The organism is Peribacillus sp. Bi96 (genome assembly GCF_918698115.1).
In the GTDB taxonomy this organism is placed as follows: domain Bacteria; phylum Bacillota; class Bacilli; order Bacillales; family DSM-1321; genus Peribacillus.
Genome location: NZ_CAKKLV010000027.1, coordinates 1 through 24,408 on the forward strand (window position 1 = coordinate 1; position 24,408 = coordinate 24,408).

The 24,408-nt window shown below is 41.3% G+C and carries 15 protein-coding genes, 1 rRNA gene and 3 riboswitches; of the genes, 2 read left to right on the forward strand and 14 right to left on the reverse strand.

The genetic code is table 11. From position 1 onward, the window contains the following. The 8 genes from LQ203_RS23255 to LQ203_RS23290 form a co-directional block, all read right to left on the reverse strand. Positions 1 to 202 (reverse strand): 16S ribosomal RNA (locus tag LQ203_RS23255); the annotation flags it as partial. Positions 203 to 630: 428 nt separating this feature from the next. Next, positions 631 to 2,703: a glucose-specific PTS transporter subunit IIBC gene (gene ptsG, locus LQ203_RS23260; RefSeq protein ID WP_230161768.1), complete on the reverse strand. Its 2,073-nt coding sequence runs from the start codon at positions 2,701 to 2,703 to the stop codon at positions 631 to 633. A gap of 215 nt (positions 2,704 to 2,918) precedes the next feature. Beyond that, entirely contained in the window at positions 2,919 to 3,761 is an 843-nt protein-coding gene (locus LQ203_RS23265) for a transcription antiterminator (RefSeq protein ID WP_230161770.1), read from the reverse strand. Between the two features lie 152 nt (positions 3,762 to 3,913). Continuing rightward, on the reverse strand, positions 3,914 to 5,245 hold the full coding sequence (locus LQ203_RS23270; protein ID WP_230161771.1) for an NCS2 family permease: 1,332 nt from the start codon (positions 5,243 to 5,245) through the stop codon (positions 3,914 to 3,916). A gap of 106 nt (positions 5,246 to 5,351) precedes the next feature. Next, positions 5,352 to 5,453: riboswitch (purine riboswitch) on the reverse strand. Positions 5,454 to 5,677: 224 nt separating this feature from the next. Continuing rightward, positions 5,678 to 7,198, reverse strand: coding sequence for a glutamine-hydrolyzing GMP synthase (guaA, locus tag LQ203_RS23275; protein ID WP_290370638.1), 1,521 nt, complete (start codon positions 7,196 to 7,198; stop codon positions 5,678 to 5,680). A gap of 178 nt (positions 7,199 to 7,376) precedes the next feature. Next, positions 7,377 to 7,478: riboswitch (purine riboswitch) on the reverse strand. A gap of 36 nt (positions 7,479 to 7,514) precedes the next feature. Beyond that, complete coding sequence (locus tag LQ203_RS23280) at positions 7,515 to 9,719, reverse strand: transglutaminaseTgpA domain-containing protein (protein ID WP_230161773.1); 2,205 nt, start codon at positions 9,717 to 9,719, stop codon at positions 7,515 to 7,517. Next, the gene (locus LQ203_RS23285) at positions 9,716 to 10,894 is read right to left on the reverse strand and encodes a DUF58 domain-containing protein (RefSeq protein WP_230161775.1); all 1,179 of its coding nucleotides are present in this window, start codon (positions 10,892 to 10,894) and stop codon (positions 9,716 to 9,718) included. Before LQ203_RS23285 ends, LQ203_RS23280 begins: the two co-directional genes overlap by 4 nt. Beyond that, a complete protein-coding gene (locus LQ203_RS23290; protein ID WP_230161778.1) occupies positions 10,894 to 11,850 on the reverse strand; it encodes a MoxR family ATPase in 957 nt (318 codons plus the stop codon). Before LQ203_RS23290 ends, LQ203_RS23285 begins: the two co-directional genes overlap by 1 nt. A gap of 187 nt (positions 11,851 to 12,037) precedes the next feature. Further along, positions 12,038 to 12,257: riboswitch (cobalamin riboswitch) on the forward strand. Between the two features lie 189 nt (positions 12,258 to 12,446). On the opposite strand from LQ203_RS23290, the gene LQ203_RS23295 reads away from it, so the two are divergent. Together LQ203_RS23295 and LQ203_RS23300 are read left to right on the forward strand one after the other, a co-directional pair. Continuing rightward, positions 12,447 to 12,953: a hypothetical protein gene (locus LQ203_RS23295; protein ID WP_230161852.1), complete on the forward strand. Its 507-nt coding sequence runs from the start codon at positions 12,447 to 12,449 to the stop codon at positions 12,951 to 12,953. Positions 12,954 to 12,955: 2 nt separating this feature from the next. Continuing rightward, positions 12,956 to 13,900, forward strand: coding sequence for an ABC transporter substrate-binding protein (locus LQ203_RS23300; protein WP_230161780.1), 945 nt, complete (start codon positions 12,956 to 12,958; stop codon positions 13,898 to 13,900). 273 nt (positions 13,901 to 14,173) lie between these two features. Here the strand turns inward: LQ203_RS23300 and essA are convergent, their stop codons facing one another. The 6 genes from essA to LQ203_RS23330 all read right to left on the reverse strand — a co-directional run bounded on the left by essA (position 14,174) and on the right by LQ203_RS23330 (position 24,109). Next, positions 14,174 to 14,656 carry a type VII secretion protein EssA gene (gene essA / locus LQ203_RS23305; protein ID WP_230161782.1) on the reverse strand — a complete coding sequence of 161 codons (483 nt, stop codon included), beginning with the start codon at positions 14,654 to 14,656 and terminating at the stop codon, positions 14,174 to 14,176. Further along, positions 14,643 to 17,573, reverse strand: a complete 2,931-nt coding sequence (esaA, locus tag LQ203_RS23310; RefSeq protein WP_230161784.1) for a type VII secretion protein EsaA — start codon at positions 17,571 to 17,573, stop codon at positions 14,643 to 14,645. Before esaA ends, essA begins: the two co-directional genes overlap by 14 nt. Beyond that, on the reverse strand, positions 17,566 to 22,047 hold the full coding sequence (gene essC, locus LQ203_RS23315; protein WP_230161786.1) for a type VII secretion protein EssC: 4,482 nt from the start codon (positions 22,045 to 22,047) through the stop codon (positions 17,566 to 17,568). The genes esaA and essC overlap by 8 nt, the downstream gene beginning before the upstream one ends. Before the next feature lie 30 nt (positions 22,048 to 22,077). Continuing rightward, on the reverse strand, positions 22,078 to 23,412 hold the full coding sequence (gene essB / locus LQ203_RS23320) for a type VII secretion protein EssB (protein ID WP_230161788.1): 1,335 nt from the start codon (positions 23,410 to 23,412) through the stop codon (positions 22,078 to 22,080). A gap of 70 nt (positions 23,413 to 23,482) precedes the next feature. Continuing rightward, positions 23,483 to 23,722 (reverse strand): EsaB/YukD family protein, encoded by a 240-nt coding sequence (locus tag LQ203_RS23325; RefSeq protein ID WP_230161854.1) that lies wholly within the window; start codon positions 23,720 to 23,722, stop codon positions 23,483 to 23,485. 96 nt (positions 23,723 to 23,818) lie between these two features. Further along, on the reverse strand, positions 23,819 to 24,109 hold the full coding sequence (locus tag LQ203_RS23330) for a WXG100 family type VII secretion target (protein WP_230161790.1): 291 nt from the start codon (positions 24,107 to 24,109) through the stop codon (positions 23,819 to 23,821). Between the last annotated feature and the right edge of the window lie 299 nt (positions 24,110 to 24,408).

Here is a 24,408-nt window from a genome sequence, read left to right on the forward strand (position 1 = left end):
CTTCTCTCATGCGAGAAAAGAACGTATCCGGTATTAGCTCCGGTTTCCCGAAGTTATCCCAGTCTTATAGGCAGGTTGCCCACGTGTTACTCACCCGTCCGCCGCTAATCTCTGGGAGCAAGCTCCCGTCGATTCGCTCGACTTGCATGTATTAGGCACGCCGCCAGCGTTCGTCCTGAGCCAGGATCAAACTCTCCGAAGAAATGTTTGACTTGCTCATTTTGCTTTTTTGATAGTGTGTGCTCACTTAAAATTTAACGTTGGCGCTTTGTTTTGTTCAGTTTTCAAAGAGCAATTTTTACCATTGCTTCATCAGCAACTTTATTAGTTTAACACCTTTCGAACGACATGTCAACAACAAGTTTTTATTAATTCTTGCTTAACGTTACTGTCTCAAGCGGTGTATTTAATATAATATCACCCACATGGAGACAAGTCAATTTAATATTTGAAATTTATTCGTTTTTTTTACAAACCACCACCTTCTTCTATAATACATTCCCTTTCATACCATATTGCTAATATGTCCAAGCACAAAGATTAGAATATACTAAAGCACTTTTGCTAATGAATGACTAAAAAAAAGAAGGCAGCTAATTGCAGCCGCCCTCCTGTTTTTATTATGTTTATTTATCCGATGGAAATAACGCCCGCTTCTTCTCTATCTACATTTCCGACCTTTTCAATCTTTACACTTTCCCCTTCGGAAAGGTTGGTAAAGACGATTGGCGTAATAATAGAGGTGGCATTGTTTTTGACATACTCTATATCAACTTTAAGCAACGGCTGCCCGCTTGTCACTTTATCTCCTTGAGCGACAAGTGCTTCGAACCCTTTGCCTTCTAACTTAACTGTATCGATCCCGACATGTATCAATATTTCACGTCCAGCATCGGAAACGATACCTATTGCGTGCTTAGTCGGGAATAGGTTAACGATCGTACCATCTACAGGAGAAACAACAAGTCCTTCCTCTGGTATGATGGCGAACCCATCACCCATCATTTTCTCAGCAAAGACTGGATCAGGCACTTCCGTAATCGGTTTTAATTCCCCTTTAATAGGTGAAATAAAATGCTCGGAAACTCCATCTGTCCGTAAAGGTTTAGGGACGATGTCCTCGATTTGATTTTCCACGCCCACTTCAGGAGACGCTTCCACTTTACGAGGTCTTTTCCCATCTATGATATCTTTCATTTGCCCTTTGATCGTTTCTGAACGAGGTCCGAAGATCGCCTGGATATTATTGCCCACTTCCAGCACTCCAGCGGCACCAAGTTTTTTCAACCTATTTTTATCAACGTTACCGATGTCATTTACTGATACACGAAGACGTGTAATACATGCGTCTAAGTGAGAAATATTTTCTTTTCCACCCATAGCTTCCAAGATATCTGCAGGTAGACTTCCAGCAGTGCTTGCAGTTCCTTCTGCTCCATCTTCATCTTCCTCATCCACTTCACGGCCAGGAGTTTTAAGGTTAAACTTCCGAATCGCAAATCGGAATCCAAAGTAATAGATAAGCGCAAAAACTAACCCAACCGGAATAACAATCCATGCGTTTGTTTGAGGATTAATTAAACCAAACAGTACGTAGTCGATTAATCCTCCTGAAAACGTCATCCCGATTTTCACATCAAGTAAATGCATAGTCATGAATGATAGACCTGCAAACACACAGTGGATACCGAAAAGTATCGGTGCTACAAATAAGAATGCAAATTCAAGAGGCTCTGTAATCCCAGTCAAGAACGATGTAAGTGCAGCCGAAGCCATCAAGCCACCGACTATTTTCTTTCGTTCAGGTCTAGCCTCATGATAAATAGCCAAAGCTGCAGCTGGTAATCCGAACATCATGAATGGATATTTACCAGTCATGAAGGTACCTGCCGTTAAATTCTGTACACCATCTTTAATTTGTGCCATGAAAATGGCTTGGTCACCTCTGACTGGCGTTCCCCCACCTTGAGGGATATAACTGCCAAATTCAAACCAGAATGGTGAATAGAAAATATGATGCAAACCAAACGGAATTAATGCACGTTCTACAACTCCGAACACGAAAGCTCCCAGAGTTAGGTTTGCTCCCAACATATTTTCGGAAAATGAATTTAACCCCGATTGTATCGTCGGCCAAACTAGAATCATCAACAACCCAAGGATAACTGCGCTTGCAGCTGTTACAATGGGTACAAAACGTTTACCTGCAAAGAATCCTAAATAAGAAGGCAGTTCAATTTCATAAAATTTATTATACATAATAGCAGCCATGACACCGACAATAATACCGCCGAAGACGCCTGTTCCCAATGTCGGGATTCCCAGTACATCGCTATATACCGCACCATTGTTCTTAATATCAACAGCGTCAATTCCAAGAACCGTCCCCATTGTTACATTCATGATCAAAAATCCGATAATTGCCGCAAGCCCGGCAACGCCATCCCCGCCAGCTAGCCCAATTGCGACCCCAACAGCAAACAGCAAGGGAAGATTCCCGAAAATAATATTTCCGGCATTCTCCATGACGGATGCGACCATTTCTACTCCGCCACTCGCAAGAAACGGAGCGATATCCAACAAAGTCTCATTTTGCAATGCATTACCAAACGCAAGCAAGATTCCGGCCGCTGGTAAAATGGCTACAGGAAGCATCAAAGCTTTACCGATCTTTTGCAAAACACCAAACAACTTCTTAAACATATGTTTTCCTCCTCTTTACTGTTTTTTTTCGGCTAATAAAACGGTTACATTTAAACGATAGTTTCATCTTCCAACGCAACAGGATTCAATACAAAAAAGGCATAAGCAAAGATTAGGATTGAAATGAAATTTCAGGTATATAATACCCTCTTTCACAACAATCATTCTCCTCACTTATGCCTGATCGAATCAGTAACACGTAAGTTAATGTATTTTTATTTTATTTTCTTTTGTAATCGTTGGATATGCATCGTTAGATAGACAGCTTCCGCATCACAAACCGGTTTGCCTATTTTCTGCTGCATAATTTTTATTAGCTTCCATGAGATATTGTAACACAAAGGATATTCTTCTTTCAATAGCAATGCAATTTTTTCAGGTTCATCCACTGTTTCCCCAGCCATTACCCTGTCTATCATGAATCTTAAATGACGGACCAAACGCGTGTAATCAATGCTTTCCTTATTTATTTGTACGTTGAGCTGTTCTTCAACGACTTGGATAAGTTGAAAGATTAGCTGTGAATGCTGATTGACTTCCGATAAGTCCTTATTTGCTATTGCACTATGAATATGAAGCGTGATAAAACCTATTTCCCCTTGTGGAAGGCCTATGCCTGTCTTATCTTGAATTAAATCGATGACATCAACAGCAATATCATGTTCAAAAGGATAGAGGGTTATCGTTTCTTTCAAAAAAGGGTTTTTGATGGTCATTCCTTGAGAAACACGTTGAAGGGCGAACAGTAAATGATCAGTTAAACCGACATGTATATGTTCATTGAGTTTTCCTGACACCCGATCGTTAATAAGATGAATGGATTCTATAATGGCTGCTTGAAGATTTTGATCGATTTGCGGCAAAAGTTTTTTATAACTTTCCTGTTCTTTAACATTTTTTAGAACAAAAGTTTTCTCTGCAAGTTCCGGACTCAACTCTTCGCCTTTCTTCCGGTTGAAGCCTAACCCTTTTCCAATAGAAACGACTTCACCATATGACGGATGCGTGGCAATCACCACGTTATTGTTCAAAACCTTTTCAACGATAAAACCATTCATTTTTCTCCCTCATTTTTTCGCAAAGTCATCCCTAAGCCTCACAGGATAAAGTACTTAGTATTTAGTCCTTTTACTATACACGATATGTCCTTTCTCTTACAACATGAAAGAAGAGCCCCAAAATCAGGGCTCTTCTTACTTACTCCGTATTTTTACTTCAAGAAAATGAAATATAGAAGGAAGACGACTCCAAGTCCCCACATGATTGGGTGAACTTCTTTAGCTCTTCCTTTCATCGTCATGGTGATAGGATAGAAAATGAATCCACAAGCTATCCCTGTAGCGATTGAATAAGTCATAGGCATCATGATAACGGTAAAGAAGGCAGGTACCGCTATTTCGAACTTGTGCCAGTCAATATTTTTGAGTGAAGATGCCATTAATACTCCGACTATCACCAATGCTGGTGCAGTCACCGCAGATGTTACGACTGAAAGAAGCGGGAAGAAGAAAAGCGACAGGATAAATAGTAATCCTGTTACTACAGCCGCAAAACCGCTTCGAGCACCAGCAGCAACACCCGATGTTGACTCTACATAAGATGTAGTTGTGGATGTACCTAGAATTGCACCTGAAACGATGGATAATGAATCCGCAAGTAATCCTTTTCCAACTCTAGGAAGAACATTATCTTTCATCAAACCTGCTTGTTGTGCAACAGCCACCAACGTACCAGCTGTATCAAAGAATGCTACGAACAAGAAGGTCAATATCACGATTAACATTTGTCCAGTAAAGAGGTCACCCGGGTTCCCGAAAGCATCGAATGCAACTCCGAATGTAGGCGCTATACTTGGAACAGCCCCGATTATTTTCTCCGGAACGGGTACTTGTCCAAAGATCATTCCTGCGATGGCCGTAATGACCATTCCTATGAACACGCCGCTTTTGACGCCTCTTGTCATCAAAATAACGGTTACGACAATTCCAAAGACAGCCAATAAAGTATTTCCTGATGTTAAGTCTCCCAATCCAACAAGAACGCTATCATCATTCGTGATGATTCCTGCATTTTGGAACCCTACAAAAGTAATGAATAAGCCGATACCAGCCCCAACTGCGTATTTCAATTCAACCGGAATCGCATTAATGATTTTCTCACGTATTCCAGAAAGGGAAAGCAATACGAAGATAATACCTGAAATCAAAACTCCTGATAAAGCAGTCTGCCAAGGAATTCCAAAACCAAGCACAACTGTAAAAGCAAAGAAAGCATTCAATCCCATACCTGGCGCGAGCGATATTGGATATCTGGCTATGAGACCCATCAATATCGAACCAATTGCTGCAGCTAAAGCCGTCGCTGCAAAAACTGCTCCGTAGTCCATTCTTAATTCATCTGGATAGTCCTCGATGCTTTGTAAAGTTAGCATCACAGGGTTGACAACCAGGATATATGCCATAGAAAGGAACGTAGTTAGACCACCAAGTATTTCACGGCGATAATTAGTTCCCAGCTCGTTAAACCGAAAATAATTTTTCATTATGAGTCTCCCCTATCATAAAATCATAAGCCAACAGAAAATGCCCCATTCACTTTCGAACGGGGCTTGACTGCGGTCATGTAAAGAAGTGGCGGTTTATCCATACTCGCCAATCCATACACATCGTAGTCAAGCCGTTCACGGCAGCTTGGTAGAAACTTTTGGGCCATATCCCCAATATTATACGACAATTATGTTTTTTTATTATTATAGGTTTAGTGTACCAGTCACTAAAATAATCGTCAATATATCAAACGAATATTTTTTATGTAATTTCAGGAAACGTTCGCGTTTCGCTATATTTCCCTTACTTATTATGGCTATTCATTCGCCAAAATACGTGAAATGTAAGTAATCAACCTATTCAAAAGTTATTTTAACAAAAAAATCAGTGAAGGTTAATCCCTTCACTGATTGGATGTTTTTATTATTCTATTCCCACTCAATCGTTGCAGGTGGCTTAGACGTAATGTCATACACGACGCGATTTACATGATTAACTTCATTAACGATTCTTGTTGAGATGATTTCAAGTACATCCCATGGAATTCTCGCCCAATCGGAAGTCATTCCGTCAATGGATGTAACCGCACGGATCCCGATAGTGTAATCGTACGTACGGGCATCGCCCATGACCCCTACACTACGGATGTTAGGAAGCACTGTGAAGTACTGCCAGATTTCACGTTCCAAACCGTTCTTTTTAATTTCTTCACGTAAGATATGGTCAGATTCACGAACGATTTCAAGTTTTTCATCTGATATTTCGCCTAATACACGGATGCCTAGACCTGGTCCAGGGAATGGCTGGCGCCAAACGATTTCATCCGGGATGCCCATTTCACTTCCAAGTGCACGCACTTCATCCTTGAATAGAGTATTCAATGGCTCAATCAATTTAAATTGCATATCTTCCGGCAGACCGCCAACGTTGTGATGCGATTTAATTGTTTGTGCAGTGGCCGTACCACTTTCAATAATATCCGTGTAAAGCGTTCCTTGTGCAAGGAAATCAATACCTTCAAGCTTCGTTGCTTCATCATCGAATACGTAGATGAACTCATTACCGATGATTTTCCGTTTTTGTTCAGGATCTGAAACGCCAGCAAGTTTCGAAAGGAAACGTTCTGATGCCTCAACCTTGATTACGTTCATATTGAAGCCTTCACTGAATGTTTCCATTACACCTTCAGCTTCCCCTTTACGAAGTAATCCATGATCAACGAAAATACATGTTAACTGATCGCCGATTGCTTTATGGATCAATACGGCAACAACGGAAGAATCCACGCCGCCACTCAATGCGCATAATACTTTTTTATCACCGACCGTTTGACGGATTTTCTCCATCTCGATTTCAATGAAGTTCTCCATGGACCAGTCACCTTTGCAGCCACAAACGCCGAATACGAAATTTTTCAAAATGTCATTTCCGTATACTGAATGGCGTACTTCCGGATGGAATTGTACGGCATACAATTTACGTGACTCGTCACTCATTGCTGAAATGGGGCAAGATGGGTTCGTTCCATCAATACTGAAGCCTTCAGGTGTTTCCACCACTAAATCACCATGGCTCATCCAGACGATTTGTTCTTTCGGCAGGTCACTGAATAACTTAGATTCATTTTGGATAGCAAGTGTCGCTTTTCCGTATTCACGATTTTTCGCTGGTTCCACTTTTCCACCAAAATGCTTGGTCATAAGCTGCATACCATAACAAATGCCAAAAATCGGTAGACCCATTTCGAAAATGCGTTCATCACAGCCAAATGCAGCTGCATCATACACACTGTTCGGACCTCCTGAGAAAATTATTCCAGTAGGGTTCATTTCCTCAAGTTCTTCTACAGTAATTGTATGAGGATGAAGCTCACTGTACACACCGAATTCACGGATACGACGAGTGATCAATTGGTTATATTGGCTTCCGAAATCTAGTACTACGATCATTTCCTGGTTTTTTTGCAATTCTGTTTTCCCCGGCACAAACGTCACCTCTATTAATGTAATTCACTCATAAAATCGAGCGATACTTTCTTAAAAAAAATATTATCATAAAAAAAGAAAAACTAAAAATCCACCCTCAAAAATACACAAAAAGTATAGACGAAGGCAGATTTTCAGCTTTCCTGTTAAAATCCGCCTTCATAGTCAAATCATTTACGGTGATTCGGTAGAAACTTTCGATCCATATTATCGAGGATATATGAAGGATATATTAGTTTAAGTTAGTTTTTGTTATTGTATCAATATAATAAAAACCTGGTCAAGAGCTAGTTTTTCTCATTAAGCTTTCCCAACCGTTTTGAAAGTGCTCCCATTCGCCATCTTCCACGTCTCCACGATATAACATTAACTCGTATCCGGCCGTCAAATCACTCATCACATCTGTCTCGTACACTGCATCCACATAGGCGGCATACTCCCTTAATGTTTGTCCATCCGGACGAACTAATCCAGCACGTTTTAATTGTTTCAATAATATTATATAGGCTGTCGTAAAGTGAGCACCAGATTTCTTTCTATAATGAAAAATCAGCAGATGCGGGATCCACTTCCTCCGGGAGAAATAACCAATTGCTGCGAGAATCATTACACTTAACAGACTGATGGAAGTCCATTTAAAGAGCCCTTCCCGGTTGCCACCACCAGTTTCCCCAGATGTTTGGGTCTCCCTATCTGGTGTATCCTTGCGTTCCTCGGTCTCTTTCTTTGTTTGTTCTTCCTTAGCTACAGCTTCCTTCTCTGAATTCTTGACCTCATCCGGCTTCAATTCCGAGTCATAAAATTCAGCTTCCCCGTTGAAGCCCTTCGTCGGCTCGAAGGGTACCCAGCCTATCCCTGAAAAATAAACCTCGACCCAGGAATGTGCATTATTATTGGTCACCTTATATACGGATTCACCATCGAGGATTGATTTTTCTCCTTCCGTGTAGCCTTTAACCCACCTGGCAGGGATATTGGCGGCACGGAGTAAAACAACCATCGCAGTCGAATAATTATCACAATACCCTATCTGTGTCTCGAATAAAAATTGATCGACATAATCTTGATTTGTCTCTGGATAAGAAATATCGTCCTTTGAATAAATGAATTCAGGACTGTCAAAATAATCTTCAATCGCTTTTGCTTTATCGTACCAATTCGTTTCATTTCTTGTGAGCAACGTTACCAATTCATAGATTCGGTATGGCAAGCCCTCTGGAAGCTGTGTGTTTTTTTCCATTAGCACATCCATCGTTTCATCGGGTTCCGTTACCTTCCTTAACTCCGCTATATCAAAACTCGGCATATCATAGTTCAGCACATATTCTTTCATGACAAGTCGTTCGCCATTTTCCCGTTCGGAAATGATTTTGTCCATCCCCGGATAATAGTTAAAACCAATTCCGTTTTTGCCCTCAATCTTTTTTAAATATCCGGACTGCGGATGAAGGATATGGGAATAAGATTCCATCATGGACACTTTTGCTGTCATTTCTTCTGTTTTTACCACATCCGGAACATCGTAAATATCTAAAGATGTGATATCCTGACCGTTAGAAAAAGATGAAAAGTCCGTTTCCTGCATGGAAACCCATCCTTTCCCCGTATAAATATCCTTGTTCTCCACTTTCCAATAATGTCCGGCTGATGCATCATTATAAAAAACAATGGAACTATCAGGCTCTATCGAACCGCCAAGATCAGAATCATCCTCATCGTATCCGACACTTTTGTCTTTTGAACCACCGTCTTCTTTCATCGCTCTATCTGAATATGAAGTAATATAAGGAACTGGATCCGGCCACTGTGGAGAAAGCTTTGGGGCACCGAAGCCCACAAGGACACTTATCAATATCATGCCTGTCAGCATCAAGATCCATTTATTGATGGAAGCCATCGGAAACCTAATTCGCTCCTGTATCGTTAGACGCAGCAAGGACAGCAGTCCGAGCATCAAGAACCCAATGAGGATGATTCTTACCATTGCCTTATCCCCCACATAGGGAGTGAATGTGTCAAGTACAGATACAAAGATCACCGTTAACATAAAAAAGAAAAAGATGCTTTGCCTCACCATCACCCAGTAATGGATCATGTATGTTACAAGCCAAAGAAGCACAAAAAATAGAAACGTCCGAAATGGATTTGTGATCAGCTCCCAATTCCCATCGTATATATACCCAAGATTGCTTGTAAAATCCACTAGAAATCCCATCAACCATGTTAATTGAAATAATTCGGTTTTCGAATGAAGGAACTGTAATGAAATCATGATATAAGCACTTATGAGAATAAAACGGATCGACCAATGTATGCGGAAATAATGCAAGAGCAGGGAAAAAATCAAAAATAGGACAAAAATGATAATATTACCTGTATCCGTGAGTTTATCGACAGGTCTTAACCACTCCGTGATCAATAACAATCCAAAAATATACAGAAGGACATGCATGAACTTTTCCAACTTTTCGGCATTGACAGTCATTTCGCCATCACCTCTGATCTGCCATCTCCAAAAAAGCTAAGCTTTATCCCCCTCGAGATAGCTGTAGAACTTGCCATTTTTTCCTCATCTGTAAGATCTACTGGTTTCTTCACACATAACATCGTCAATCCCTTATTAGCACGGAAAGAACTCAATATGTCCACCTTTTCAAGGGTTAAATCGGAAACAACGAATATCACAGCCGCGTTTGCCGACAGCAGCCCCTTGCTTACTTTCTCGTTCAAAGCGTTTACCACACTCGGCTCTTCTTTAGCAAGGCGGTAAAAAATCTTTCGTCTCTGGTTACTGCCCGCTCCTGGCGGAAGGATTAGCCTTGATCCCGTACTCGCATATCCAATCTCCATGCTTTTTTTTAACAAGGCGTGCACAAAGGAAGCCGTCATTACAATGGATTCTTCAAAGAAAAAGGATGGTTGGTTATCAAGAATGATGAATACATCCAGGTTTTTCTGCACTTCGAATTCCTTCGTCATGATTTCACTCGCTCTAGCCGTCGCCTTCCAGTTAATCCACGACAGCTGATCTCCCGGCTGATACTCTCTCACCCCTGATATCACTGAATGTTCCCGTTGAGTTTTCTTTGTTGAACCCATTGACCCATGATTGAACATTCGATCAAGATCGCTGTATGCCAGCTCACGATATGGAGGAAAAACAGTTATTTTCAAAGGCGAGCTATATACCGCTTCCTTTTCAAAGAGCCCAAATAAGTCCCCTATCCAAAAGCGGATCGATTGAAACGAATGATCACCGCGCGGCAAATTTTCCAAAGTATATGACATACTGAAGGTACGCTTGATTCCCGGAAAGATAAGTGTCTTCCTTTGAATCCCCCTATCTTCCATTTCCTGAGGCATCTCCTCCTCCACCACCATCAATAAAAGAGGCAGCCTGTTTTTACGGGTAAATGTCATGGAGATTTCAACAGATTCACCGGCCTGACATTCTCTTTTATTGACCTTTCTTTCAACCGTAAAGGCGTGAAGCGGATATAACAATAGAATCACAGCGTACACAGCGAACGGCAAAAATGAATAAAAAATGAACCAACTGACAAAACCGCCTTGAAACATCGCAAAACAAAAGGAAAATGCCATCAGAAATAACAGGCCAATCACACTCAGGTTTTTCTTTAGAATGATGAAATGGCGCATTAGGTTACAGCCCGCTTCACAGGCACTTGAGTCATCGCGACGATTTCATGGATCACCATTCCAGCGTCGAATCCATCATAATTCGCTTCAGGTTTCAAAATAAGGCGGTGGGAGAATACGAACGGAACTAAATATTGAACATCGTCCGGAAGAACATAATCCCTGCCCTGGAGAAGTGCGTAGGCTTGGGCTGCCTTCATCAATGCAATCGAACCACGCGGGCTTACCCCTAGATAGACTCCTTCATGTGTACGGGTTTGATTCGCCAATTCAACAATATAACGTTTTATTGTATCATCCACGATTACCGCTTTAGCCTCCGCCTGTAAAGCGAGCAGTTCATCTATGGTGATGACGGATTCCAGCTCTTCAAGCGGTGCCATATATTGAGCCCTTTGCAGTACCTCTATCTCTTCTTCCACACCTGGATAGCCCATTTTCATTTTTAACAGGAATCTATCCAATTGAGCCTCCGGAAGCGGGTATGTCCCTTCGTACTCGATGGGATTTTGTGTCGCCATGACGAAAAAGGGCTTATCCAATCCTCTTGTGATACCGTCTATCGTCACACTTGCCTCTTCCATCGCTTCAAGCAAGGCGGACTGCGTCTTCGGCGAAGTCCGGTTAATTTCATCCGCTAAAATAATATGGCCCATTATCGGTCCTGGCCTAAAAATGAATTCTTGTTCCTTAGGATTGAAGATCGAAACACCCGTTACATCAGAAGGCAGTAAATCAGGCGTGAATTGTATCCGCTTAAAGCTTGCACCTATGGATTTTGCCAGTGCCCTGACCATCACAGTCTTGCCGACACCCGGAACATCCTCCAATAAAACATGCCCACCGGAAAGAAGTGCCACGATGCTTAGCTCTGCTATATCCCGTTTTCCAATAATCACCTTTTCAATGTTTCCTAGAACCTTTTCAAGTTTTTGATTGACCTGCTTATATATCATTCTCTACCTCCCGAAAACACCTATCACTTTTATTTCATACCTATTCTATCAATATTATTTTACATTAACCTCCAATTAAACCTTACATTGTAATTTTACTAGATATTAAGTAAACCATAAACGAAATTCTCTAAAAATATTAATACTCTATAAGGAAAAAGGTATGGTAAACTGTTGCTAAGTGAATATAAACCTTTCAGAAAAAGGTGCTGCCCAGTCAGCTTAATAGGGAATTCGGTTTAAAACCGAAGCTGTTTCCGCAACTGTAAATGCTAATGAAATAAGATGCATACCACTATTTGAGGATGAAATCGCACGTCGATTACCATCCATTTACCCAAATGGGAAGGTTCTTAGAGTAAGATGAAGCACAAGCCAGGAGACCTGCCTTTTTTTATCGTATCATGCTCTTCGGAAGATAGGAGATTGTACGGCAGTCTTCCATCTTTTTTCTACTATGATGTTCGATGCCGACCAAGTCTCTTGGTCGGCTTTTTGTTTGCTGCAAAAAGCGATAAGGAGGTCATTCACATAACTACGTACAGGAGGTGGGAGCTTTGGCAACAAAGGACTTTCGATTTCTATGCTACCCATACATGCGCGAATCCGTTTCTACCGTCGATTTTGAAATCCGCACAGACTCATTGACGACACAAATCGGCCTGGCTGCCTCGCTTACTAAGGATGTCCCGGACGTATACCGTGACTTAATGGAATTACTGCCCATGGCTTACCATTTGAATGGTTCAGTTCGTGGGAAATTAGCCATTACCGACAATGACCTGGACCGGTTAAGTGGAATCTATGACCGGTATGTCGCTGAAGTAAAAGATCGCATCGAGACATTTGTCCTTCCACAAGGCTCTACGGCAGCATGTGCTCTGCACACTTGCCGCAGTGAAGCCAAAAAGTCCGTACGCGCTTTACATAAGGTAAGTCTAGAAAGAGAGATTCCAGCCATTCTCTTTGATTACGCACACTTGCTTGCAAACGTTTTATTCGTAATGGCAGTATACGTCAATAAGCACGAGGGTATCGAGGAGATTCCTTTTATAAGCAAATCATACCCAACCAAACCCTTGAAAAAGAAAGTGGAGGAATAATAATGAAGAAAACCCTACAATTCAGCTGGATTTCCATGCTGTTGCTTACCCTTTTCCTTTCCGGATGTGGAGTAACCGATGATTCAGCCTCAAAGGATAATAAAGATACTAACAAGGCAGACAAAGCCTATACTGTTACAGATGATACTGGAAAGAAAATAAAATTCGATAAAGTGCCGGAAACAGTTGTTTCACTTCAACCAAGCAATACGGAAATCCTATTTGCTCTTGGGCAGGGAAAAAAAGTCGTTGGCGTGACAGACTTTGATGATTATCCTAAGGAAGCAAAGGATATTGAACATGTTTCAGACTCTGTGAATATCAATACAGAAAAAATCATTGCCTTGAAGCCAGATGCCATCATTGCTTATACCATCGGTGATGAAACGACACTGAAACCACTCGAAGATGCTGGCATCCCTGTATTTGTCATTAAATCTGCGGCAAATTTTGATGATGTATATGGAGATATTGGGCAGATTGCTAAAGTCATGGGTGTTACCGATAAAGGGAATAAATTAGTGAAAGATATCAAATCCCAAATTACAAGTGTCGAAGACAAAGTGAAAACGTTAGATGAAAAGGAACAAACATACTTTGAAATTAGTCCTGCTCCGGAAATCTATACAACAGGTGCTGAAACCTTCCAACAAGAAATCCTGGACACAGCAGGCATTAAAAACATCTTTGACGACCAAAAAGGCTGGGTTAAAGTATCCGAAGAAGAAATCGTCAAGCGGAACCCTAAAGCCATCATTACCACTGCCACATATGCAGAAGATGCTGTTGGTGAAATTAAATCGCGTAAAGGCTGGGAAGATATCGATGCCGTGAAAAATGATGACGTCCATTTGCTTGATGAAAATGTCATGTCAAGACCTGGACCAAGGATTGGTGAAGCTGTAGAACTCGCAGCAAAAACCGTTTATCCTGACTTATTCAAATAACCCGGAAGAAGGATGCGCCAATATCTTGGGGCATCCTTCCTTTTCCAGGGTCATTACATTGATACATGTAACTACATATGAACCCACTGTCCTTCTTTGTTGTTTATGCTAAAATGAATGCAACTCACTCATAAGATCGGGGTACTGAACATGTATAAAAAATTCTTCATTTGGGTCTTGGCAGCCGCCATTCTGTTAGGGCTTCTTAAAACCCTTATGGCCATGTAGCAAAAACAGCCCGAGTTCTGACAAAAATCAGGACTCGGGCTGTTTTCATTTCCGTTTAACGCCACCATTTTGCTTCCCCATTTTCGGGATAAGGATAAAAAACAAACAAACGACCGAAAGCGCTAATACGATACCGAGCAAAATCGTCAGGTCAAAATGAAGGGAAGGCTCTGTTTCTTCTCCGCTTCTCGTTCGAATGCCGACTTCTGAAAATAATCCAAGCTGGTCGGCTTTAGAAGCGATGGTATTATTATTTTTCTCCGTAATCGGGGAAAGAAACAGTGTGTCCTTAACTGATTCCATGACATCATATTTCCCTCTTTCAAAAGTAAGATCCTTTTGTTCTTCCGGCAGTCTCTGCTTCTGTTCCAGCAACCCTTCCTCATGAAAATACTCCGTCTGAATATCAATATCCTTTTCTTGATATTCATTGGGCTCCACCATGGGTTCCTCCTTGGCCACACCATGTGAAGTGTGGCTAAAGAACAAGATAACCAGAACGGGCATTACATATTTAATCCACTTCATGGGCCATTTCTCTTCTTTCCGTAAAACGCTTCACTATATATGGAATGATCGATCCGATTAACGTCAGGATGATCAAGATGACAATAGCCGGAATGAATGCCGACTGATCACCAAATTGAATGGACATGTATACGTCTGCAATCGGGTGGTCGACATTGAAGTTAGGCATGATTAAATCCAATAATGGAATGGTAAAGAAACTGATCAAACCGATCACCAGGACGGAACCGACAAATGGCCCAATGGAGAAGGCAAGTCGGGTGAACGCTGAGCAGAAGAATAAAAGCAGGACAGTGAAAACGGTCCACTTAATCTCCTGTATATCACCCAGTGGATAAATCTTCAAACCATACATGCTGATGATTAATCCCACGATCAGATTCAATAAAGTAAACAATGCCGCATGCACCATCGTTGTAATGGTTCCATAATGATGCAAGAAGAAACCGATCAATAATCCGGAAATGAGTATGATCACCAACATGACGATTGGCGGGATATTGACCTTTTCCTGATGAAGGACTTCCCCGCTGATTTGAACGGGATTCGCTAAATATTCGTACACATAACCGTTCTGCTGATCATCGACTAGAGTGTTATTCAAGACACTATATACATCCGTCTTGATTTTCACGGTTGAGTCTACATTTTGGGACCAATTATCATTAAGCTGATCGGCCCTTTCCTGTACGGACCCCACTTTCGCTTGCAGGTCGGCTGTATCCTTCGTAACCGTGTCTTGTCGTTCGGCAACAGAATTAACCAGCTCGGAAATGAAGCCGACCGTTTTTGCCGTATTATCTTGTAGGGATACGAACATTTCACCATCAAGGTTTACTGGTGGTTCGGGCTCCATTTCAGGAACCACCGTATGCTCAGACAAATTGGCAGACACCGCTTGAGCCCGTTCGGTAATGGCCGCCAGTTCTGCTAATGTGGCTTCCTGCCCTGATTTTACGTTTGCATCATATTCGTTCATATAACCTAAAATGGAATCGGAGAACATCCCAAAATTTTCATTGACTCCCGCTAAACTGGCTTTGACGAGTTTCGCTTCCTCATCTACGTTAACGGAAACCCCATTTTTCAAGTTTTCCAATTCTTTTATATTGGCTGCAAAAACCTTATCTATATTCGCTTCCGTGACTCTTTCAGCCAATTCACTATAAGATGACAGCGAGCCATAATAGGCAAGGAGGTCATTTGAATCGCGGTTCGTGATCGAATCATTAAAGACTTCGACTAATACTGCCCGCCTTTCTCCTCCCACTTTTTCAAGGAGTGCCTGTTCGAGGTTCTTGATCTCTGCTATGGACTCGTCGATGGTCATGCTCTGAATGTCCTGTAGCTTTTGAATATCCTCTTGCGACTTTTTCCATTGGTCGCCTAAATCCTTATAATTCGTGCCGAGTTTATTATAATCGTCTTGTAATTGCGTAAATTGTGCCAGCAGCTCAGTATATGAATCTACCAGTGTATTAAACTCCGTTATCACTTGATTATAATTTCCCGTTCTACCGTTCACCGTTCCGCTCAGATTATTGATTTCAGCTTGGAGTTCTGCTGTAAGAATGTTGATTTGTTCAGCAGTTCCTTCACTTCCCTCTGCCGGCACCAAACTTTCAAGTGCCGTGTTGATGCCATTGATTTGGTCCAGCAGTCCCTGTAGCGAAAGTTCATCGATTGGATCCTTCTTAGAAGGAGCGGCTCCCGATTCACCTTTTCCCGTTTCGGTTTCAATTTCCTCTATTGGTGCTGTACCACCATCTGTGACATCCTCCCCATCACCAGGGCTGCTTGCCAGGTTCCCTCGTTGTGCAAGCAATGTAGCCTGAAGTGTATCAAGACCAGCCTCTTCCGATTGTTTGATTTGTTCAATCGAGCTTTGTTGATCTTGGGTGATTTTCGAAATTTGTTCTACTTGTTTGTCTTTCACGTTTGTTGAAAACTCTTCTAATTCATTATTACTAGAATCAATTTTCTGCTGCATGACCCCTACATTCTCATTAATGCCTTGGTCATTTAGACTGTATTTCGTATTCATCCCTTGCTGAATCTCTGGTACCGATTGGTTCCCCTCATTCAACACCTTGTCATATGATTGAACACTCTCCGTGATAAGTTGCTGATTTTGAGCCGAAGCCTCCGCAAAAAGGTCACTTTGAGCTTGTTGATATTCTTCAAAAGTAACGACATCCTTCACAAAGGAAGCCATTTGGGCTTTCGTGTTTCCTAGTTCACCCATTGTTTCATTACTCGTTTTCCCAGCATCCTTAGTTTGGGCGAAGACTCCTTCAAGCATGTCCTTATGTTGCTTGATTTCCCCGGCAAGACTTTCCGAGCTTGGAGTATAGAACTCATACATCGTGTTTTGAAAAGCGATTTCTTTGGCAAGGACATTATCGAACTTCTTACGGATATCCTCGACAGATTGGGAAACATAACTCCAATACTGCGTTGAAATGTGTTTATTCATCTTGCTCTTTGTTTTTTCTAATTCCTTTTGTACCTTTTCCATATTCTCAGCGTTCAAACTTGTTTGTACTTTGTACTTAATCCCCGCCTTGACTGGCTGTTCATCATCGAACGTATAAATATTCTCTGAAAAATCCGATGGGAAGTAAATAACGGCATCGTACTTTTGGTTTGCAAGTCCACTTTCCGCCGTACTTCGGTTAACCACAAACCAATCATATTCAGAATCCTTGTCCAATGTGGTAGCAAGCTCTGAACCGACGTAAATGGGGTTATTGTTAAATTCAGTCCCATTATCTTCATTGACAATGGCGATTTCACGCGAAGCCGTTTCCGTCTTTTTCATTGGATTTTGTCCAATATAAGAAAAAAACAGGATGGGCAGCGCTAAAATCACCAGTATTTTACCGATTAATAGAATCGGCTTTATTTTTTCAGACACTCTCTTGCACTCTCCTTCTATATTCACTTAGAGGAATTTGGATTTTACTTTCCTGACCGTTTAGTACAAAATATCCGTAACCAGGCTGAATTTCTTCTTCTTTTCTCGAATAGGAGAGCGTATACAAGCTTTGGTCCGACTTTTTAAGAAGCAAAACTGCCTGTCTGACTTGTTTCAATTCAGTTGTCAACGAATCATACCCTTTAGTGAAGTCATTTGCATTTCCAGCGACGATCAGACTAAACCCAAGATGACTGTACTGTTTCATCAAACCACTGATCCTATCTTGAATCCTGCCATCGATCGATTGTTGAAGCCTTGAAATACTATCAATGACAAAAATGATCGATGGGAATTCCATCTGCTTCATCGATTTCATTTCCAATGCCGCTAGATAACGTCGTTCACGATCCTCAAAGATGTCAGTGATATGATCGAGCCATTCGGTTATCTGATCTTTTGTCTCCACATAACGTACCGTCTCCATTGAAGCATATGAAGATAGGCCACGGTCAACTCCGTCAAATAAACCTATTTCCCCAATGGACTGTGTAAGCAGCGATTCCAAGAGTATTTTAAGGATATTCGTTTTCCCCTTACGTGACTGTCCGACGACAAGCAAGAATGGATTGGTATCCAACTCCACACAAACAGGTGTAACGCTTTCCTCTGAAAGCCCGATTGGTATGGAATCCTCCTTAATGGCTTTTGAGTAATATGTCTTGAAGGTGCCGGAATCAAGACGTGTCGGTAACATCGGAATGGCCGGCGGCTTAGCTAATTCTTTATATTGATCCTTATGCTTTGCAACAGCCTGTTTCATTTCATCCAAAACGGCTATATCATCCGCTCCATCGGCTGGTAAATAGACCTGCATGAGATAGGTTTGGTCCTTTTTCACCAACGCCCTACCCGGAACAGGTTCATTTTCATAAGGGGTTCTACCCAAGACTGAGTATTGTTCCGAGCTGTCCATTAAATAATGAACGACCTTCGTCTTAAGACTATTCATTAATGGCTGACGAATCGCATTGATTCTCGTTGCCGATAAAATCATGAATATCCCCAGTGATTGACCGTCACGTGCAAATTGAATGAACTGTGCTTCTTGGTCTTGCATCTCATCCTTCACTAAGTCAAAATTGTCGACTATGATATAAATAATCGGTAATTTTTCTTCCACTAACGCATTATAAAGCTTGATGTTACTAAGCTCTCTTTCTGAAAAAAGCTGCTTACGCCTTTCCATTTCCGCCTTCATGAATAACATGAATTTTTCAATTTTCCTTAACTCATCGAATCGGAAGTAATCCCCTGTATGAGGAAGCTGACGTAATGGCAGTAAAGCGCTATTCCCGAAATCAAAAATGTAATAATGGAGCTCTTCAGGAGTGAATTGGTCTGAAAAACTAAAGAGAAGGGTCAAAATGGTTGTTGACTTGCCATATCCGGAAGATCCAAAAATCCCAATATTCCCATCATCAATCCAGTTATAGACATAATTTGTCTGGCTCTGTAATTCGGGTTCATCCTTCATTCCCAGATGGAATTGATTCCTCGTAAGGCTTCTATCATCGCTTCTGGATAGACGATCTTGAAGAGGCGGAAGCCACGGGCTTGCCAACTTCGTAATTTTCATTTCGTGCTGCGTCGTCACAATTTGATCCGCCACAGCTTCAATTTCACTAATCTTTTCTTTCCTCTTATTAGTGATTTGTTCCGTAACATTTGAGATTTGAACGAGACCAAGGTCTGTGACAAGAGCCACTTCATCCTCGGATCCAACCGTATCTTCTAAATATGGAGCACCGCTCCACGCTGACTGGAACAGTTCATAAACCTCATTATTTCCTACTTGCAAATATCCCCGTCCGGTGACCGTAATATTTGCGGCATCACTATTCTTAAGAATTTCCTTACTATCATTGGCATCCTGCACCTTCAAGGAAATTTTAAAACGGGCATTACTCCAAATCTGGTTATCAATAACACCGCCTGGCTTTTGTGTAGCAAGAATTAAATGAACACCCAAGCTTCGTCCAATTCTCGCCGTACTGACTAATTCGCGGATGAATTCGGGTTCTTCGTTTTTAAGCTCGGCAAATTCATCTGATATCAAAAATAAATGCGGCAGCGGTTCATCCGCTTTGCCTTCTTTGTATAAATCCGTGTAATCATTGATGTGATTGACTTCATATCTGTCAAACATCCGCTGGCGTTTCTTCAATTCGCTATTGATGGAGGCTAGTGCCCTGGCACTGAAATTCTTGCTTCCCTCAATATTCGTAATGACTCCCAGCAGATGCGGAATCTGCCTGAAAGGCTGGGCCATTCCCCCACCTTTATAATCAATGAGCAAAAAGGCAACTTCATGAGGGTGATAATGAACGGCTAACGATAAGATGTAGGTTTGCAGTAGTTCACTTTTCCCCGATCCAGTCGTCCCAGCCACCAATCCATGCGGGCCATGTGCCTTTTCATGCAAGTTCAATTCAACCCTATCCGTTTTCCCTTTCAATCCAATGGGTACCGCCAAGGATTTGGAAGACTGATTGGTCCGCCAGTTACGGCTGATAGGCAGATCTTCCACTTCACGCGCTTTCAATAATTCCAGAAATGATACCGTTTCTGGTATCGAATTGTTCATGCCCTTTTGATGATCTAGTGAACGCAGCGTTCGTGCATAGCGCTCATTGCCTTCTTTTGTATGGGTATCAAGTGTAAAAGGAGTATGAACAGCCTTCGTTTGCTGGATGAGAATCTCACCTTCGCGATCATTTATGTACTTCACAAGCGTATGGACATTTTCCGTCAAACTCTCTTTTGCATCTGCAGCAAAAATCGTCGAGATACCTAAATCGTCCGTTTTGCCTTCTAAATATTCCAGTATGACATGCTCCGCAATTAAATTACGATCCGTGACGATAAAGACGAAATGAGGGGTGAATCTCACTTTCCCTTTGTTTTCATCCAAATCCCTTTCCCTCAATAGCTGATAAATCGAAGTCAGTAGCTGGTCGCGGGATTGCTCATTGTAGATAAACCCTTTTGCATATGCATGCGGCAGTTGAAAATGAGGGAGCCATTTCATCCATTCCCATTCTTGGTAATCCTTTTCAGGAAAAATGGCCACAAATCGAACATCATGATAACTATGAAAAAAGGCCAGTTGTCCAATCAATTGCTGTAGCTCCCGTTTAACGATTGATTCTTTACCGACAAGACCCATGGACCCGCTTGATAAATCAATGGATAACGGAAGATTATCCAGGTTTTTATAAACATCGACAAGTTCCTGAGACTGCTCAAGTAAATCATCTATATCCCGATTGGACATATCGTTACTATTTACCGACACCTCATAGCTTGATGGTATAGTCGCCGTTCCGATCTTAAAGTGGAGAACGTCTTCACTTTCCAATGTTCGCTCCCAAATACGATCGCTGATACTATCGGTTAGATGCTTCATCCTTTCAAAAGAAGGGTAATGATAGAGCAATACATTCTTTTGCTTTTCTGACAGCTCTTGCAGTTCTTCCCTCTTCTGCTCTAGATACCGTGTATACACACGTTGACGTTTTTCTTCCCTGAATTTTTGCTTCTTTTTATCTTTAAAGTATTGTACCGACGAGGTTACTAAAGTCGTTGTGAACATCACAATCGATATGATGATGAAAATTCCCCGTGGCTGAACGATCGTGATGACCCCCATGACAATCAGCATCATTAATGGTGGCATAAGGATTAGCCATAACCCTCTATTATTATCCTCCGATTCTTGGCTCGGAAATGATATCGTCACTTTCTCATCCGGCAGTTCATAGATCATTCTTGGTGTTCGGCGATATTGTGGGTAGTTTTTTTTCATTTCAGAGATGGGCTTCTTCATTTTAGATAAGGATGTTTCATAACTTTCAGCACTATGAATCATCAATAAGTCGCCTTCAATCAACCTCAGCACCATATTCGGCCAGCAAATCAGATCGCCATTTTGAATGGGAAGTGTTTTCATTACCTTTTCACCGTTCAGGTAAAGCCTGCTTGTTGCATCTGGTTTGAGAAGCCACTGCCCTTTATGATGAACAAGGGAAAAGCCAGCGCCGGAAACGGGTCCTTCTTTACGGAAAGTCGCTCCACGATTTGCCGATAGAGTGACTTCTTTCAAGTTCCCAATATAATAGAGGCTTTCTTCCACTTCCCCTGCCGTATAAAAAATCTCGACCGTTTCTTCTCCTTCATGAAAGGTGAAGCCTTGGAATGGCTTTACATCGCCAAGCTTCTTGTCCTCTCTAAACACCTCATATTCATCAAGCCCCTCATGTTTTTTCAGCTTGATAGGACCATGTTCAAAGGGAATGGAATAAACGGTGATCGTATCCTGTTTTGATGGCCCAATCGTAATTGGACCGCTATGATTATCCTTGATCGTATAGGATTGGTAGTTCCCCTTAGAATAAATCCATAATAAACTCATTAAATCTCACCTCCGCAAAAGGCCCATTGCTCACTCTTTGCTTTTCTCTTTTTCTTCAGATGATTTTTTTGAGGAATCCTTACTTTCTTCTTTCTCAGAAGCTGGTTCCTTTACTTCCTCTTCTTTCTCAGAAGCTGGTTCCTTTACTTCCTCTTCTTTTACAGCAGGCTGCTCTTGCTGCTCTTGCTGTTCCTCCATTTGCTTTTGCAATTCCTTTATTTCCTTTTCATATTGGGACAACTCTGTATCGATTTCTTTAATTTGCGTTTCCTTTTCTTCCCCTGAAAGGTTATCGTCTAGCTTAATCTGTTCTTTCTGGTTTACCAGTCCATACATAATCAATTCGCGATCCTCCATGATTCTCGCCAAATCGATTGCGTCCTCATTCATGCCCCTGCCTATATAAATCCAATATAGAAGATACTGACTATCGGTCTGCAAAGTGATGGCATTTTCTACATTCTTCTTCGGGACACCCTTCAACGGCTCATAAGTGACATAAGATCTTGCCAGTTCATATTGAACGACATACGGCATCTTTTTTGGATCATAGTTTTCCAAACGGTCAATGACTTCACTATATTTTTGTTTTAAGAAGCTTTCACCGCTCTCTACATAGGCATCCTGTCTTGGGTGAGAGAAGAATAATGTGTAACTCGTAAAGTACAGCAGTGGCACTAGAGCTATCACCGTTCCCCAAAGTGTATAACGACCCGTTTTCCACTTCTTTTCTGGTATATGTACAAGGGCTTTGTCTTCCTTCTCTAAAGCAACTATCTGATTTTGAACGACCAAGGCAAGTTCATTCCAAGTCCCCGCTGCCAAAATGCTTTGTGATTCCTTCGATAGTTTTAGTGTTTTATGGTATAGCAAATACTCATCGAATGAATACTGCCCATCCACAAGAGCCGAAATCGTTGCCTTCGTTTCTTGAAATAACTCATCTTGATCTTGCTCATAAGGTGGCAAACTGTCTTTTACACCATAATGGAGAAAGTATGGGGCCAAGCTTGGATCAAAAACGAAATTCTCCGGACAGACGACTAGTTTAAGCCGAGTCAATTCATGATTTCTGATTTTCTTCAAGATTTGATAAGCCGACATCCATCGCCGCATCAGGTTTTTATCTTTAGCTTTAGAAAAACCAAAAAAAGAGGCTGGTGGATTTACTCTGATCTGCACCTCGTCCTCTGTCACTTCTATATGTTTCTTAAGAGCATCATCCGCTTCATGGATAAGCTGTAATTCCAATGGGTCCTGCATCGAAAGTTTTGCCCGTTGGAAAACGAACAAATGCCCATTATCATCCTTTACCATTGCGGCTTCTGTTTTTTTCTCCAGATATGAGGGTCTTTTCTCATCCATTCTATGTACTCCTTTACCCCTGCTAAAGGGCTTTAGACTTTTTTCCTATAACGAGTCCGCACTTAATCCACTAGAGGATCTCTAGGCGGTCCCCCGTCGTAATTCCGCTATCAAGCAGGGTATCATAACCTGAACATACGAACTCTTTATTCTGGACCCGCACCCAATAGCCTTCTTTAGGTGTACTGGCAATTTCCTTTACCTGCCATACTATCTCCACAACCTTCTTGATGGAGCGGTAATTAGACACTTGCAAGTCAAATACTTCCCCCGTATATCTCTTTAAATCGATCGTTACTTGAATATATATGGAAACCACCTCTTTAATGCAAAAAAAAGCACCACGATCTTCATTAAGAGTCGCGGCGCTTTCCCTAGAAATTTCTATATCTCTTTGACCTAATGATTATCCGCGAATTTGACTAGCAATCTGATTATCTGTGTCTTCAAGGATTTGAGCTGATTTATTCAATTGTTGGGAAACTTCATTCAACAAGCGAGCCATGTCCATGAATGAAGGTTTTAACTCTTCGTACTGTCCTACGAATGCCTCACTGGAAGCACCTTCCCATATTCCAGTTAAATGATCTCTCATTTTATCTAAACGGCCAATGATATCCGTTACCTGTTGGCTCTCATTATCATATTGTCTAGCTACATCTTTCAGTTCCGAAGGTGTTACGCGAATTTGTGACATAGTAAAACTCCTCCTTTTATCTAATATAGTTACATTTTAATAGACCCATACAATTTCTGCCATATAAATAAGGGTAAAGTCGAAAAATGGTAAATTATGATTATGAAAAAAATCCTAATTATGGCATTATAAAAGTCTATGTACCTGTTTTTTTAAATCACTACACTCTTTTTTGTATAAATTTTAAATATTTTACTTTTTAATGGTAAAAAAAGTTCCTTGTACCCGATAATCCTGAAGCATTGCTCAAATATATGGTTTTGCTTAAAAATTATAGTGACTTTAGACTGGAATTAATC